The sequence below is a fragment of the Dankookia sp. P2 genome, assembly GCF_050632255.1.
Taxonomy (GTDB): domain Bacteria; phylum Pseudomonadota; class Alphaproteobacteria; order Acetobacterales; family Acetobacteraceae; genus Paracraurococcus.
Window position 1 is genome coordinate 4,003,571 of record NZ_CP192581.1, and the last position, 14,265, is coordinate 4,017,835.

The 14,265-nt window shown below is 72.3% G+C and carries 13 protein-coding genes and 4 pseudogenes; 3 read left to right on the top strand and 14 right to left on the bottom strand.

What is annotated here, in order from left to right:
• Positions 1–13 precede the first annotated feature (13 nt).
• A complete protein-coding gene (locus tag ACQ86J_RS23595) occupies positions 14–667 on the top strand; it encodes a glutathione S-transferase family protein (RefSeq protein WP_431267446.1) in 654 nt (217 codons plus the stop codon).
• 10 nt (positions 668–677) lie between these two features.
• Here ACQ86J_RS23595 and ACQ86J_RS23600 read toward each other — a convergent pair whose 3' ends face one another.
• From ACQ86J_RS23600 to ACQ86J_RS23620, 5 genes and pseudogenes are all read right to left on the bottom strand, one after another.
• Positions 678–1,490 carry an SDR family NAD(P)-dependent oxidoreductase gene (locus ACQ86J_RS23600; protein WP_431267447.1) on the bottom strand — a complete coding sequence of 271 codons (813 nt, stop codon included), beginning with the start codon at positions 1,488–1,490 and terminating at the stop codon, positions 678–680.
• Between the two features lie 33 nt (positions 1,491–1,523).
• Positions 1,524–2,513, bottom strand: a complete 990-nt coding sequence (locus ACQ86J_RS23605) for an SDR family NAD(P)-dependent oxidoreductase (RefSeq protein WP_431267448.1) — start codon at positions 2,511–2,513, stop codon at positions 1,524–1,526.
• A gap of 51 nt (positions 2,514–2,564) precedes the next feature.
• Positions 2,565–3,269, bottom strand: coding sequence for a DNA polymerase III subunit epsilon (gene dnaQ / locus ACQ86J_RS23610; RefSeq protein WP_431267449.1), 705 nt, complete (start codon positions 3,267–3,269; stop codon positions 2,565–2,567).
• Positions 3,266–3,853 (bottom strand): dephospho-CoA kinase, encoded by a 588-nt coding sequence (gene coaE / locus ACQ86J_RS23615; RefSeq protein WP_431267450.1) that lies wholly within the window; start codon positions 3,851–3,853, stop codon positions 3,266–3,268. Before coaE ends, dnaQ begins: the two co-directional genes overlap by 4 nt.
• Positions 3,850–4,703: pseudogene (locus ACQ86J_RS23620) on the bottom strand (shikimate dehydrogenase). The gene coaE and the pseudogene ACQ86J_RS23620 overlap by 4 nt, the downstream one beginning before the upstream one ends.
• Positions 4,704–4,818: 115 nt before the next feature.
• On the opposite strand from ACQ86J_RS23620, the gene ACQ86J_RS23625 reads away from it, so the two are divergent.
• Positions 4,819–5,475: a class I SAM-dependent methyltransferase gene (locus ACQ86J_RS23625; RefSeq protein ID WP_431267451.1), complete on the top strand. Its 657-nt coding sequence runs from the start codon at positions 4,819–4,821 to the stop codon at positions 5,473–5,475.
• Positions 5,476–5,491: 16 nt separating this feature from the next.
• Here the strand turns inward: ACQ86J_RS23625 and ACQ86J_RS23630 are convergent, their stop codons facing one another.
• Both ACQ86J_RS23630 and ACQ86J_RS23635 read right to left on the bottom strand, forming a co-directional pair.
• Entirely contained in the window at positions 5,492–6,100 is a 609-nt protein-coding gene (locus ACQ86J_RS23630; protein WP_431267452.1) for an MFS transporter, read from the bottom strand.
• Positions 6,101–6,227: 127 nt separating this feature from the next.
• Positions 6,228–6,737, bottom strand: a pseudogene (locus ACQ86J_RS23635) (MFS transporter); the annotation flags it as partial.
• A gap of 73 nt (positions 6,738–6,810) precedes the next feature.
• Between ACQ86J_RS23635 and ACQ86J_RS23640 the strand changes: the two are divergent.
• Positions 6,811–7,905 (top strand): helix-turn-helix domain-containing protein, encoded by a 1,095-nt coding sequence (locus tag ACQ86J_RS23640; RefSeq protein WP_431267453.1) that lies wholly within the window; start codon positions 6,811–6,813, stop codon positions 7,903–7,905.
• A gap of 6 nt (positions 7,906–7,911) precedes the next feature.
• Here the strand turns inward: ACQ86J_RS23640 and ACQ86J_RS23645 are convergent, their stop codons facing one another.
• From ACQ86J_RS23645 to ACQ86J_RS23675, 7 genes and pseudogenes are all read right to left on the bottom strand, one after another.
• On the bottom strand, positions 7,912–9,102 hold the full coding sequence (locus ACQ86J_RS23645; RefSeq protein WP_431267454.1) for an MFS transporter: 1,191 nt from the start codon (positions 9,100–9,102) through the stop codon (positions 7,912–7,914).
• A gap of 102 nt (positions 9,103–9,204) precedes the next feature.
• Positions 9,205–9,441 (bottom strand): DUF4142 domain-containing protein, encoded by a 237-nt coding sequence (locus ACQ86J_RS23650; RefSeq protein WP_431267455.1) that lies wholly within the window; start codon positions 9,439–9,441, stop codon positions 9,205–9,207.
• 175 nt (positions 9,442–9,616) lie between these two features.
• Positions 9,617–9,898, bottom strand: a pseudogene (locus tag ACQ86J_RS23655) (DUF4142 domain-containing protein); the annotation flags it as partial.
• Between the two features lie 150 nt (positions 9,899–10,048).
• The gene (locus tag ACQ86J_RS23660; RefSeq protein WP_431272739.1) at positions 10,049–10,321 is read right to left on the bottom strand and encodes a hypothetical protein; all 273 of its coding nucleotides are present in this window, start codon (positions 10,319–10,321) and stop codon (positions 10,049–10,051) included.
• Positions 10,321–11,367, bottom strand: a complete 1,047-nt coding sequence (locus ACQ86J_RS23665) for a DNA adenine methylase (protein WP_431267456.1) — start codon at positions 11,365–11,367, stop codon at positions 10,321–10,323. Before ACQ86J_RS23665 ends, ACQ86J_RS23660 begins: the two co-directional genes overlap by 1 nt.
• 43 nt (positions 11,368–11,410) lie before the next feature.
• Positions 11,411–12,780 (bottom strand): annotated as a pseudogene (lpdA, locus tag ACQ86J_RS23670) (dihydrolipoyl dehydrogenase); the annotation flags it as partial.
• A gap of 69 nt (positions 12,781–12,849) precedes the next feature.
• A complete protein-coding gene (locus tag ACQ86J_RS23675) occupies positions 12,850–14,199 on the bottom strand; it encodes an MFS family transporter (protein WP_431267457.1) in 1,350 nt (449 codons plus the stop codon).
• Between the last annotated feature and the right edge of the window lie 66 nt (positions 14,200–14,265).

Sequence of the window (14,265 nt, forward strand, 5' to 3'; positions counted from 1 at the left end):
GAGGAAGCACCCCATGCTGACCATCTACGGCGTCCATCGCTCGCGCGCCTCGCGCACCATCTGGCTGGCAAAGGAGCTCGGCCTCGAATACCGGCAGGTGCCGGTGATCCAGGCCTACCGGCTGCCCGATCCCGCCGCCGCCGACGCGCCGCTGAACACGCGGTCACCCGCCTTCCTCGCGTTGAATCCCAACGGCCATATCCCGGCGATCGAGGAGGACGGGCTGGTCCTGCACGAATCGCTGGCGATCAACCTCTATCTGGCGAAGCGCCATGGCGGGCCGCTCGCCCCGGCCGACGCGGCCGAGGACGGGCTGATGACCATGTGGTCGTTCTGGGCGATGACCGAGGCCGAGCCGCATACGCTCGAGGTGCTCTACCACCGCACCGGCAACCCGCAGGGTCCCTGCGACCCGGCCCGGGCGGATGCGGCCATCGCCGCCTTGCGGGCGCCCTTCGCGGTGCTGGACGCGGCGCTGGCGGGAAGCGGCTTCCTGGTCGGCGGCCGCTTCACCGTCGCCGACCTGAACCTGGCGGAGGTGATCCGCTATGCCGCCGCGGCACCCGAGCTGTTCGAGGCGGCGCCGAGGGTCAAGGCCTGGCTGGCGGCCTGCCAGGCCAGGCCCGCCTGCCGCGCCATGATGGCGGAGCGTGAGCGGGAGAGCTGAGCGCCGCGGTTCAGCGTGCCGCGAGGTTCCCGATCCGCCCGGCCATCAGCCCGCTGTCGATCACCAGTTCCGAGCCGGTCACGTAGCGCGAGGCGTCGGAGGCGAGGTAGAGCACGCCGTTGGCGATGTCCTGCGCCGTGCCGAGCTTGCCGGTCGGCACGCTGCCCTCGGCGATCGCGCGCGCGTCGATCGGCGCGTTGCGGCGCACGTCGCTGGCGCCGGCCGGCATCTTGTCCCAGATCTCGGTGTCGATGATGCCGGGATGGACGCTGTTGCAGCGGATGTCGTCGCGTGCCCCGGCGCATTCCAGCGCGACCGACTTGGCAAGCAGCCGCACCGCCCCCTTGGTCGCCGAATAGCCCGCCAGCCCCGCCGAGCCGCGCAGCCCGGCGACCGAGGAGATCATGACGATCGACCCGCCCTGGCCGGATTTCCGCATCAGCGGGATGCCGTGCTTCACCGTCAGGAAGACGCCGTCGATGTTCACCGCGGTCTGCTTCCGCCAGTCGGCCAGCGACATCTCCAGCAGCGGGGCCATGATGGCGATGCCGGCATTGGCCACCAGCACGTCGAGCCGGCCGTACTGCTTGTCCACCTCGCCGACGACCTCGGCCCAGCGGCCCTCGTCGGTCACGTCCTGATGCAGGTACAGCGCCTGACCGCCGGCGGCGCGGATCGCCTCGGCGGTCGCCTCGCCGCGACGGTCGTCGAGGTCGGTGACGACCACCGTCGCCCCCTCCCGCCCCAGCGTGGTGGCGATGGCGGCGCCGATGCCGGCGGCCGCCCCGGTGACGAGCGCGACCTTGCCCTGGACCTGGCCCATGCGTTTCCTCCGTTCTTGTCTGCCGGAGAGAGGCTACCGTTCTATCCCCGCCGCGTCAGGACCCCGGCGAGCAATTCCGCGCCGAGCAGCAGGCCGAGCCCGCCGAGCGCCAGGCTGCCGGCGCTCGGCCCCCGCACGTGCCAGACCGGCTTGCCGCTGCGCGTCCCGGTGCCGGTGGGAACCGGCCGGGCCACCGCGCCCTCGCTCCGCGCATCCGGCCGGGCACGGCGCAGCGCGGCCCGCATGGCGGCGCCGATGCCGCGCTCGGTCAGGCCGGGCGCCAGGCCATAGGCGACGCGCGCCGCCGTCGCCGGCCAGCCCACCGCCACTTCGCGGCGCGGCTTCCGCGCCAGACCGACCACCACCTCGGCCACCGCCTCCGGCGTCAGGAAGGGGCCGGGCGGGTCGATCCGCCGGCCCGAGACATTGGCGGCATGCGCCAGGCCCGGCGTGTCCACCAGTGCCGGGAAGACCGCGGAGACATGGATGTCGGGATGCCCCGTCAGCTTCCTGCCGCAGGCTCGCGGTGAAGCCGCGGATGCCGTACTTGCTGGCGGCGTAGGAGGCGGCGAAGGGCGTCGGCGACCAGCCGCCCATCGAGCACATGTTCACCAGCACGCCGCGCCGCTGCTTCAGGAAATGCGGCAGCACGGCCGAGGCTCCGTGCAGCGTGCCGATCAGGTTGGCCTCGATCACCTTCCGCTGCAGCTCGACCGGGGCTTCCCAATAGGGCCCGAAGACGCCGGTGCCGACATTGTTGAACCAGACATCGACGACACCATGCGCATCGATCGCGGCCTGGGCCAGGGCCTGCACCGCGACCTCGTCGGTGACGTCGGTCGGCACCGCCAGGGCCGCGGCGCCGAGCTGGCGGCATTCATGCGCCGTCGCCTCCAGCGGCTCGGCCCGGCGGGCGCCGAGGACGAGGCGGGCGCCTCGCCGGGCAAAGGCGAGGGCGGTCGCCTTGCCGATGCCAGAGGAGGCGCCGGTGATGACGACGACGGCGTTGTTCAGGCTGCGCATCCGCGGGTTGCTCCCGGTTCGGGTCCAACCGGACCAAACCGGCGCCAGGCGTCAGGTTCCGCCCTGTTCCGCCTCCGCGAAGGGCGGCTTCAGCCAGAGCGGGTCCTTCAGCTTCTTCAGGAAGGCGGCATGCGCCTCGAGCTCCGCCGGGCTGGGCTGGATCGGCCGCGGCGTACGTTCCCGGCTCAGCCCGCCGAGCGTCACCTTCGGCGCCGCCACCTGCGCCGCCAGCACCAGGCCGGGCTGCTTGCCGCCCATCAGCTCCAGGTAGACCTGGGCCAGCAGCTTCACGTCGAGCAGCGCGTTGTGGCTGGTGCGCATCGAATTGTCGACGCCGAGCCGGCGGCAGAGCGCGTCCAGGCTGTTCGGCATGCCCGGGAAGCGCTTCTTCGCCAGCGCCAGGCTGTCCACCATGCGCGTGCGGTCGAGCGTCGCCCGGCCAGCCTTGACCAGCTCCGCATCCAGGAAGCCGAAATCGAAGGGCGCGTTGTGCGCGACGATCTGGTCGCCGCCGAGGAAGCCGAGGAACTCATCCACGACCGCGGCGAATTTCGGCTTGCCCTGCAGCATCTCCAGCGTGAAGCCGTGCACCTTGGTGCTCTCGGGCGGCACGTCGCGCTCGGGGTCGAGCAGGACGTGGTAGGTCTCGCCGGTCGGGATCAGGTTGACAATCTCGATCGCCGCGATCTCGATGACGCGGTCGCCCGTGGCGGGGTCGAGGCCGGTGGTCTCGGTGTCCAGCACCAGCTGCCTCATGCCCGCAACTCCCTGACCAGCTTGCGTATGGCGCGTTGCGCGGCGTGGCGCGACTGGCCGGTCTGCACCAGCAGGTCGGCCCGGCGGCGCTTCTCCCGGTCCGGCATCTGGCGGGACAGGATGTAGCGCAGCCGGTCCTCGGTCATGCCGGGACGGCGCAGCACCCGCCAGCGCTGCACCGCGGCGGGGGCGGTGACCACCACCACCAGGTCGCAGCGGCTCTCGCCCTTGGTCTCGAACAGCAGGGGGATGTCGAGCACCACCAGCCGCTCCGCCCGCCGGCGGGCGGCGGCCATGAAGCGGTGCTCGGCATCGCGGACCAGCGGGTGGACGATGCGCTCCAGCCGCCGCATTGCCTCCGGCTTGCCGAGCACCGCCCGGCGCAGCGCCTCCCGGTCGACGCGGCCGGATTCCACCGTCCCGGGGAAGGCGGCGCCGATCGGCGCGACGGCGCGGCCGCCGCTTCCCTGCATCGCATGCACGGCGGCATCGGCATCGAAGACCGGGACGCGCAGGCGCTTGAAGGTATTGGCGGCGGTCGACTTGCCCATGCCGATCCCGCCGGTCAGGCCGATCACCTTCATCGCGCCGGGATGTCCCCGCCGACCACCGTGCGCAGCTCCTCGTCCACCGCCGGCGTCACGCCGAACCAGGCCTCGAAGCCCGGCCGCGCCTGATGCAGCAGCATGCCGAGCCCGTCCACCGCTGCCAGGCCGCGCGCCCGGGCGGCGGCGAGCAGCGGCGTCTCGCGCGGGACATAGACGATGTCGGCCACCACGGCCGAGGCCGGCAGCGGCGCCAGGTCCAGCGCCAGGGCGGGCTGGCCCTGCATCCCCAGCGAGGTCGTGTTCACCAGCATCGCGGCGCCCGCCAGCGGCGGCGCATCGGCGACCGAGACCGGCCCGCCCAGCGCCCGCGCCAGCGCTCTCGGCCCGGGCGGGCGTGCGGTTGACCAGGGTGATGCCCGGGCAGCCGGCATCCAGCAGCGCCGCGGCGATCGAGCGGGCCGAGCCGCCGGCGCCGAGGATCACCACCCGCCCGGCATCCGGCGTCCAGCCCGGCGCAGCCTCCCGGCAATTGGCCAGGAAGCCCCAGCCATCGGTGTTCGACCCTTCGATCGCGCCGTCGCGGAAGACCAGCGTGTTCACCGCCCCGGCGCGATGCGCGGTGGCGTCGACCGAGGTGCAGACGGCGAAGGCGGCCTCCTTGTGCGGGATGGTGACGTTGGCGCCGCGGAAGCCGAGATCGGCGAGTGCCCGCACGGCGGACGCGAAGGCCGCGGGCCGCACCGGCAGCGGCACATAGGCGCCGTCGATGCCATGGCGGCGCAGCCAGAGCCCGTGTAGGCGGGGAGCGGGAATGGCCGACGGGCCAGCCCAGGATGCCGGCGAGGCGGGCATGCCCGGACAGCAGGGGGCCGGAGAGCAGGGTCATGCGCCATGCAAACCGCGCCCGCGTGCCCGGGTCAATGGCGGGGCGCCGGCAATCGGGCCTTTGCCGGCGTGCCGGGCCGACCTATGGAACGCCACGACCTTCGGGGACCGCGCCGATGACCCAGACCCCGCTGCCGCCCGGCACGCTCGAGGCCGCCCAGGATGTCGGGCGCGACTGGATCGAGGCGCCCTATTTCGCCGAGGCCGAGCCGGCCGCCGACCTGCAATGGGCGACCATCATCCTGCCCTTCCTGCAGATCGAGGCGACGGGGATCGACCTGTCGGTCACCATGGACCTGGCCGCCGGGCGCGGGCGGAACGCGGCGAAGCTGCTGCCCATGGTGGGACGGCTGCACATCGTCGACATCCATGCCTCCAACGTCGCGCTCTGCCGCGCCCGCTTCGGCGACGACCCGCGCATCGCCTACCAGGCCAATGACGGCTGCAGCCTGCCGGTACCGGATGCCGCGCTGAGTTTCCTGTTCTGCTTCGACGCCATGGTGCATTTCGACAGCGACGTGGTGCGGGCCTACCTGGCCGAGGCGCGGCGGGCCCTGCTGCCGGGCGGGCATGCCTTCCTGCACCACTCGAACGACATGTCGCTGGCCGGCGGCGACTTCCGCCGGCATCCGCACTGGCGGAACACCATGTCGCTCCAGCTCATGCGCCACTACGCGGCGAAGGAGGGGCTGGAGGTGGTGTGCCAGCAGCCGCTCGACTGGGCGCATGACGGCAGCGACATCGACGGGCTGACGCTGCTGCGGGCGCCCTGAAGCGCCCGCTTGGCGTCTATTCCGCCGCCGCCGGCACCCCGGCGGGCGCCGCGGCCGCCTTGGCCCACAACTCCGGCTGCAGCTCCTCCGGCCGGTTCGGGAAGACCAGGGCGCAGCAGAAGGTCAGAACGCCGAAGGCGGCCAGCACCAGCATCGGCGCGGTCAGGCTGCCCGTCGCCTCGTGCAGGAGGCCGATCAGCGGGGAGGCTGCGGCGGCGCCGAGGAAGCCGATGGTGAAGCGGATGGAATAGAGCTTAGTGCGCAGCGCCGGCGCCACGTAGCGCGCGGTCATCGTCTCGTTCACCGTCACCTGGCCGAAGACGGACGCCGCGATCAGCGCCGAAAGCGGCAGCACCACCCAGCCATCGGCATAGGCCAGCAGCACCATGGCCGGCACCAGCACCAAAGCCAGCGGCAGGAAGATCGCCTTCAGGGTCCGCCGATCGATCAGGTTGCCGACGGTGAACTGCGTGAGCCCGCCGCAGAGCGTCGCCAGGAAGGCCAGCAGCCCCACCACCGGCAGCAGGTCCGGTGAGGTGGCGAGGCGCTCCTCCATCAGCTTCGGCAGCAGCAGGGTGAAGGCGTTGAAGATCAGGCCGGAGACCGCGGCGATGGTCAGCAGCACGGCGACCGCGCGGCGGACGATGGCCGGCGGGATGACCGGGAAGGGCTTCTGCGGCCCGGCCGCCTTGGCGGTGTCGAAGGCCGGCTCGGCGCAGGTAGAGCAGGCCGAGGACCAGCGCGATCGTCCCCGGCACCAGGAAGGCGAAGTGCCAGCCGAGCCGCGCCGCCAGCAGCGCGGTGACCACCGGGGCGAGGGCCACGCCGAGATTGCCGAAGACGCCGTTGATGCCGACCGCGCGGCCGACCCTGGTCCCCGCCGCCTCGACCAGCATGGCCGTGCCGATCGGATGGTAGATGGCGGAAAAGGCGCCCATGGCGGCCAGGGCGATGCCGAGCGGCAGCGGCGCGCTGGCGAAGCCGGCCACCAGCATCGAGACGCCGACGCCGAGGAAGAAGGCGCACATCAGCGCCTTGCGGCCGACCCGCTCGGCCAGCCAGCCCATCGGCAGGGCGCCGAGGCCGTAGAGCACGAACATCGCCGTCCCGAGCGCGAGGATCGGCCCGTAATCGCGGCCGAAGGCCTCCGGCGCCTGCTGCACGATGCCGAGCACCGCGGTGGCGAGGATCAGCAGCCCATAGTGGTTCAGGGTATGGGCGGCATTGATGAAGATGATCTGCCGCTTACCGGGGTCCTGCATCGGGCGCTTCCTGGTCTTTCCTGGGTCGTGCGACCAATCCTATCCTGGCCGTCCCGCGACGTTCGGCCAATCCATGTCTCAAGCCGGCCATTTCCCGCCCGCCCCGACCCGCCGCCTGCCGCAGGATGCGGTGGACCGGCCACTGGTCGGCTTCACCCGCGACTATGCGGACGGGGAGGCGGTGCCGCGGCATTCGCACGAACGGGTCCAGCTTCTCTATGCCACCCGCGGCATCATGCGGATCACCACCGATGCCGCTGGCTTCGTGGTGCCGCCGGGCCGCGCGCTCTGGCTGCCGGCCGCGGTCCCGCATGTCACCGCCATGCAGGGGCCGGTGGCGATGCGGGCGCTGTTCCTGCGCGCCGATGCGGCGAGAGCGGGCCCGGCCGGCGTCACCGTGCTGGCGGTCTCGCCGCTGCTGCGGGAGCTGCTCCTGGCCGCCTGTTCCGAGCCGCTGGAATGGGACGAGGCGGGCCGCGGCGGGCATCTGGCGGCGCTGATCCTGGACGAGATCGCCCGCGCGCCGACCTTGCCGCTTGGCGTCCCGGCGCCACGCGACCCGCGCCTGCTGCGCCTGGCGGCGGCGCTGCGGGCCGACCCGGCGCGGAATGCGGGAATGGAGCAATGGGCCGCCGAATGCGGCGCCAGCGCCCGCACCCTGACGCGGCTGTTCCGGCGCGAGACCGGGATGAGCTTCGGCCGCTGGCGGCAGATGCTGCGGTTGGCGGAAGCGGCAGCCTTGCTGGCCCAAGGAACAAGCCCGGCGCGGGCGGCGGCAGCGGTTGGCTACGCCAGCGCCCCGCCTTCGGCGCGGCGTTTCGGGCGGCTTTCGGCACGACCCCGGGTGCGGGTCAAGACACGGATGCGCGGTGACTCCAACGCTTGTATCACGACTGTGTGCAGTATACGATCATGTCAAAGATATGGCGTTAGGGCTGGTGCAAGCCGGTCGGGAGGAGCGGAGATCATGCGGCAGCAGGCGGTGCAGCACTGGGTCCTGGGTCTGGTCGTGGTGTCGACCATCCTGTGGCTCGACCTTGTCACGGCCGAGGCGCTGCGCCGTGTCGCCTATCTCACTTTGGCATGGGCCGGTGCCTCGACCCTGCTGGTGGCCAGCGCCGGCGCCTGCATTGCCCTTGCCCGCATCCGGCAGGAACGCCGGCATTAGGCTGGGTCAAGGCGCCCGGCGGAGCGGCAGCAGGCAGCCGAGGGCGGCCAGCGCCAGCAGCCCCGCCAAGCCGAGGATCGTCACCGCCGGCAGCCCGGCCACCAGCGGCGCGGTCAGCATTGGTGCCGCGGCCTGGGCCAGCAGGATTGGCAGGGCCAGCTTTCCCATCAGCACAGGGTAGCCGCGCGGCCCGAACAGCGCCAAGGGCAGCGCGCCGCGGCTGATGGTCATGATCCCGTTGCTGGCGCCGTAGAGCAGCACGAAGGGCACCGCCGCCACCGGCCCGGCCAGGACCAGCAGCAACGCGCCGAGCGGCAGCAGCGCCCCGCCGAGCCGCGCCGCCGTCAGCGGGTGCGCTGCCTTGCCCAAGGTGAATTCCAGCAGCCGGCCGCCGACCTGGGCCGGCCCCATCAGCGCCGCGGCGGCGACCGCCGCCGACACCGAAAGCCCGAGGCCGCCCAGCACAGCGATCAGGTGCACCGAAAGGGTCGCGCTGATGATCGCCCGGAGGGTGAAGAAGACGGCCAGCAGCAGGAAGCTGCGCCGCACCCAGTCCGCGGGCAGGGACGCCTCCGCCGGCTCGGGCGCCGCACCGGGCGCGGTCTCGGCCGGGGCGGCGGCCCGCGGCAGCAGCAGGTAGAGCGGCAGGACCACCAGCAGCAACATCGCCGAATAGGCCAGGCAGGTGCCGCGCCAGCCGAGCAATGGGACCAGCGCCGCGCTCATCGGCCAGCCGACCGTGCTGGCGAAGCCGGCAACCAGGGTCACCAGGGTGATCGGCCGCCGCGCCGCCCGGCCATAGAGCACGCCGAGCGTGGCGAAGGCCGCCTCGTACAGCCCCATCGCCATGCCGAGGCCAAGCACGATCCAGCCGAGCGCCCAGCCCCAGAGCCCGGGCAGCAGGCCGAGCAACAGCAGCCCAAGCGCCAGCAGCGCGGCCGAGGCCAGCAGCACCGGCCTGCCGCCGCGCCGCTCGATCGCCCGGCCGACCCGGGGCGCGGCAAGGCCGGAGATCAGCAGCGCCAGCGAGAAGGCGCCATAGACCAGCGTCGGGTCGGCGCCGAGATCGGCCACCACAACCGGCGCCACCACTGCGGGCAGGTAATAGGTGACGGACCAGGCGAGCGTCTGCGCCACGCCGAGGATCAGCGCGACGCGGCGGGCACCCGGGGAAGGCGGCGCCGCGGGAGGGGTCATCCCGCGGGTCCCGATCCGACCATGCGCCGAGTCTCGCGCCCGCGCCGCAGGTTGCCAAGCGGATGCCCGGCGGGATCATCCGCCGGGCATCCTGAAGGGGCCTTAGCCCTGGGTGCCCTGCTGCAGCGCCTGGGCCAGCTTCAGGTGTTCCTGCAGGTCGGGCAGGGTCTTCGCAGCCCATTGCTTCAGCAGCGGGTTGTCGCCCGACCGGCCATAATTGCCGAACAGGTCCACCGCCTGCTGGTGTGCCGCGATCTGCTGGCTGACATAGATCCGGTCGAGCTCGGCGCCGCTGGCGCCCTGCAACTGCTGCAGCAGCGCGGTGTGCTGCTGGTCCAACCCTTCGTGCTGCGGCCCGCCCTGGGCATTGGTGACCTGGCCGCTCTGCGCGGTGCCCTGGGATCTCGCGGCCGTTCGGCAGTGGCGTGGCGGCGCCTGCGCCGCTGCCGGGAACCTGCTGGATCAGCTGCTGCAGCTCCTGCGTCGTCTTGGTGTGGTCGCGCACCATGTGCTCGGCGAACTGCTTGACCTTGGCATTCTGCGACTTCTCGCCGGCGAGCCGGCTGCTCGCCACCTCGAAGCGGTCGCTCATGGAGGCGAGCCGCATGAATTCCTGGCCCGTCACCACTTCGGCGCGGCTGGTGGTCGCGGCGGGCGCGGTGCTGGCGGCGCCGGTCTGGCCCTGCCCGGTCTGGCCCTGGACGGCCTGGGCACGCTGCTGCTGGGTCTGGGCGAAGGCGGCGGGGCCGGCGGCGAGGATGGCGGCGCCTGCGAGGAGGGTCAGTCTGCGATGCATGAAGCGTTCTCCCGTTGCAGCCACCCGAAGGGGCGGCCGGTCAGGCAGGAGCAACGGCGGCGGGCCAGCGGGGTTCTGCTGCTGCTTGCCTATCCGCCAACCGGCCAGCCGCAACGGGAGCCTGCCTCGACGGGCGGAGACGATCCGGCCTCAGGGCAGCAAACGCTTCACGCGTTCGGCCTGGCGGCGGGACCAGCCGACCAGCCGGCCTTCCAGCGCCTCCACCCCCTCGACCTGGCGCGGCCAGCGGGCGCGCAGCTTCGCCATGCCCTCCCGCGCCCAGTCGTACTGGTCGCGCAGCACGAAGAGGCCGAGGGCGAGGAAAAGGATCCCTGCAGGATCGGCAGCACCAGGCCGAGCAGGCCGAGCCCGAGCAGGCCGAAGCCGGCGAATTCTCCGGGTGAGCGAGGCCGGACCGGGCATCAGGCGGCCCGCGGCGCCGGCCGGGTGAGCCGCCGCTCGGTGGCGACGAAAAGGTATTCGACGTTCCGGAGCCGGCCGACCTGGCCGACCTTGGCGCCCTGCGGGTTGTGGATGCCGATCTTGGCGCCGACATAGCGCTCGTGCGGGATCTCGATCACCTGCAGGTGGCGGCCTGCGCCGAGCATCGCCTCCAGCTCGGCCCGGGCCAGGTAGCCCTCGTCGTTGAAGGAGACGATGACTGCCGGGCAGCGCAGCGCCGCGACCGTGCGCGCCAGCGCCGGGCCGATGCGGCGGCGGCTGTTGAAGTCCGACAGGCGGGTGCGGCAATCCGTGCGCTTCTGCGCCACGCCATAGGTCTCCGGCTGGTCCCAGCGCACCAGCGTCTCCCAGACATGGTAGTTCCGCAGGTAGGAATGCTGGTTGTAGGGCGGGTCCAGGTAGGCGAGGTCGCATTCGGCCGTGGCGGCCACCGCCTCGGCCTCGCCGCAGAGCGCCTGACAGGCGCCGGCCGCCGGCCGCGGCAGCAGGGCGGGCAGGCGGAGCTGCAGCGGCTGCAAGGCGCGCGGCGCCCAGGCCTTCATATAGGCCATCTGCAACCCGGCGGTGCTGTCCACCCGGTCGGCGGCTTCCAGCAGGGCGGTCAGCAGGACCGCTTCCAGCTCCGGCTCGGCGCCGAGCGCGGCGATCGCCTCGCGGATCGCCTCGACCCGGGCGCCGTTGTCGGGGTGCAGGTAGCGGGCCTGCTCGCAATAGGTGGCGGTGAACCAGCCGGCGCGGGGCGGCAGGCGCTGCAGGTCGGCCAGGATGCGCCGCGCCGGCTCGGCCCAGCGCTCCGCGTCGGCCTGCACGTAGCAGGTGGCGATGGCATGGGCATAGGCATTGTGGTCGTTGGCGATGGTGCGGTAGCCGGCGGCCTTGAGCGCCGTGCCGACCCGGGCGGTGCCGGAGAAGAGGTCCAGCACCGTCGCGCCCGCCGGGGCGGCGGCGCCCACCGCCTCGAGGATCCGGGCGATGAGGAGGCGCTTGCTGCCGATGTACTTGATCATCGGCGCCGCTGGCGCGCCCCTTGCCGTTGCGCGGCGGAGTCCAGATGTGCAGCGCGCGGCCGTCCACGGCGAGAGCGGCCTCCTTGACCACCTCGTTCAGTGTCGGGTGGGCATGGCAGGTCCGTGCCACGTCCTCCGAGGAGGCGCCGAACTCGATCGCCAGGGAAATCTCGGCGATCAGCGTGCCAACATCGGGGCCGAGCATGTGCGCGCCCAGCACCCGGTCGGTCTTGGCGTCGGCCAGGATCTTCACGAAGCCGTCGAGGTCGCCCATGGCCCGCGCCCGGCCATTGGCGGCTTGTAGGCGATGCCGGCAGCCTTCAGCTCCTCCTCCGTCGCGCCGACCGAGGCGACCTCGGGCCAGGTGTAGATCACCCCGGGGATCGCGGCGTAGTTCACGTGGCCCTTCTGCCCGGCGAGGATCTCGGCCAGCGCCACGCCCTCGTCCTCGGCCTTGTGCGCCAGCATGGCGCCGGCGATGACGTCGCCGATCGCCCAAATGCCCCGGACGTTGGTGGCGAAGTGGGCGTCGGTCTTCACCCGGCCGCGCTCGTCCATCTCGACGCCCGCTTCCGCCAGGCCGAGGCCCTCGGTATGCGGGCGGCGGCCGATGGCGAGCAGGACCACATCGGCCTTGACCTCCTCGGCCGCGCCGCCGGCGGCGGGCTCGACCGTGAGTGTCACGCCCTCGGCCGACTTCACCGCGCCGGTCACCTTCGACTTCAGCTTGAACTTCAGCCCCTGCTTGGTCAGCGTGCGCTCGAGCTGCTTCGCCACCTCGTTGTCCATGCCGGGGACCAGGCGGTCGAGGAACTCGATCACCGTCACCTCGGCGCCGAGGCGGCGCCAGACGGAGCCGAGCTCGAGCCCGATGACGCCGCCGCCGATGACGACGAGATGGCCGGGGACCTTCTCCAGCTCCAGCGCGCCGGTGCTGGTCATGACCTGCTTCTCGTCGACCTCGACGCCCCGCAGCGGCGTGCTCTCGGACCCCGTGGCGATGACGATGTTCTTCGTCTCGTAGGTCTCGCCGGCGACGTCCACCTTGCCCGGCGCGACGATCCGGCCCGCGCCCTTCAGCCAGGTGACCTTGTTCTTCTTGAACAGGAACTCGACGCCCTTGACGTTCGCCGAGACGACCTCGCCCTTGCGGGCCTGCATCTTGGCGAGGTCGAGCTTCACGCCGTCCAGCAGCACGCCATGGTCGGCCAGCTTGTGCCGCGCTTCCTCGAAATGCTCGCTGGACTGCAGCAGGGCCTTCGAGGGGATGCAGCCGACATTGAGGCAGGTGCCGCCGAGCGTCGCCCGCTTCTCGACGCAGGCGACCTTCAGCCCGAGCTGCGCGGCCCGGATGGCGCAGACATAGCCGCCGGGACCGGCGCCGATGACGATGACGTCGAAGCTCTCAGGCATGATGGGTCCCGGTCCTTGCGGCGATGAAATCAGGCGGAATTGGCGCGGAAAGTGCCGCCAACCGGGGCGTCACGCAACCCCGCGGCCGGCCCGGCGCCCCGCCATGCCGTATTCGCGGGCCAGATGGCTCCCGCTCCGCGTCTCCGGCATCGCCCAGGCGGTGAGGAAGGCCAGCACGAAGAAGCCGGTGACATACCAGAAGAAGCCGGATTCCAGCCCCGCCGACTTGAACCAGAGCCCGACATACTCCGCCGTGCCGCCGAACAGCGCATTCGCCACCGCATAGGGCAGGCCGACGCCGAGCGCCCGCACCTCGCCGGGGAAGAGCTCCGCCTTCACCAGCCCGCTGATCGAGGTGTAGCAGGAGATGACGGCCAGGGCGGCGAGCACCAGCAGCCCGGCGGTGACCGGCGAGCCGGCATGGCCGAGCAGCGTCAGCAAGGGCACCGTCATCAGCGCGCCGAGCGCGCCGAAGGCCAGCAGCATCACCCGCCGCCCCACCCGGTCCGACAGCGCGCCGAAGACCGGCTGCATCGCCATGTAGCAGAACAGCACCACCGCCATTGTGGCGCTGACCGTCCGCGTCGGCAGGCCGGCGGTGTTGACCAGGTATTTCTGCATGAAGGTGGTGAAGACGTAGAAGGACAGGCTGCCCCCCGCGGTCAGGCCGAGCACCAGCAGCAGGGGCTTCGGATGGTCGCGCAGCAGGGCGCCGAGCGAGCCGGCCTCCTTCCGCGCGGCCTTGTCGGCACTCTGCGTCTCATGCAGCGCGCGGCGGAGGAACAGCGCGACCACGGCGGCGGCGGCGCCGATGACGAAGGGGACGCGCCAGCCCCAGGCGCGCATCTGCTCATTCGTCAGCAGCGCCTCCAGCAGCACGATCACCAGCACCGCCAGCAGCTGGCCGCCGATCAGGGTGACGTACTGGAAGCTGGCATAGAAGCCGCGCCGGCCGGCCACCGCGACCTCGCTCATGTAGGTGGCGCTGGTGCCGTACTCGCCGCCAACCGAGAGGCCTTGGGCCAGCCGCGCCACGGTCAGCAGGACGGGGGCGAGCACGCCGATGCTGGCATGGGTCGGCAGGGCCGCGATCATCAGGCTGCCGAAGCACATCAGCAGGACGGAGGCCATCATGGAGAAGCGCCGGCCGCGGCGGTCCGCCAGCCGGCCGAAGACCCAGCCGCCGACCGGCCGCACCAGGAAGCCCGCGGCGAAGACCCCGGCCGCGGCCAGCAGCTGGCTGGTGCGGTCACCGGAGGGGAAGAAGGCGGCGGCGAAGTAGAGCGAGGTGAAGGAATAGACGTAGAAATCGTACCACTCGACCAGGTTGCCCGAGGACCCGCCGATGATGGCGAGGATCCGGCGGCGCCGGTCGGCGGCCTCGTCGGCAGGCTCATCGAAGCTGGCGCGCGCGTCCATGGCGGGTCCTCCCGCCGCTGCAACGCGGGGGGCCTGGCCGGGTGGCGCGGAGCCCTGCCGGCGCCG

Coding starts and splice junctions, on each gene's coding strand:
- ACQ86J_RS23595 (WP_431267446.1), top strand. CDS start 14: ATGCTGACCATCTACGGCGTCCATCGCTCGCGCGCCTCGCGCACCATC.
- ACQ86J_RS23600 (WP_431267447.1), bottom strand. CDS start 1,490: ATGGGCCAGGTCCAGGGCAAGGTCGCGCTCGTCACCGGGGCGGCCGCC.
- ACQ86J_RS23605 (WP_431267448.1), bottom strand. CDS start 2,513: ATGCGCAGCCTGAACAACGCCGTCGTCGTCATCACCGGCGCCTCCTCT.
- dnaQ (WP_431267449.1), bottom strand. CDS start 3,269: ATGAGGCAGCTGGTGCTGGACACCGAGACCACCGGCCTCGACCCCGCC.
- coaE (WP_431267450.1), bottom strand. CDS start 3,853: ATGAAGGTGATCGGCCTGACCGGCGGGATCGGCATGGGCAAGTCGACC.
- ACQ86J_RS23625 (WP_431267451.1), top strand. CDS start 4,819: ATGACCCAGACCCCGCTGCCGCCCGGCACGCTCGAGGCCGCCCAGGAT.
- ACQ86J_RS23640 (WP_431267453.1), top strand. CDS start 6,811: ATGTCTCAAGCCGGCCATTTCCCGCCCGCCCCGACCCGCCGCCTGCCG.
- ACQ86J_RS23645 (WP_431267454.1), bottom strand. CDS start 9,102: ATGACCCCTCCCGCGGCGCCGCCTTCCCCGGGTGCCCGCCGCGTCGCG.
- ACQ86J_RS23660 (WP_431272739.1), bottom strand. CDS start 10,321: ATGCCCGGTCCGGCCTCGCTCACCCGGAGAATTCGCCGGCTTCGGCCT.
- ACQ86J_RS23665 (WP_431267456.1), bottom strand. CDS start 11,367: ATGATCAAGTACATCGGCAGCAAGCGCCTCCTCATCGCCCGGATCCTC.
- ACQ86J_RS23675 (WP_431267457.1), bottom strand. CDS start 14,199: ATGGACGCGCGCGCCAGCTTCGATGAGCCTGCCGACGAGGCCGCCGAC.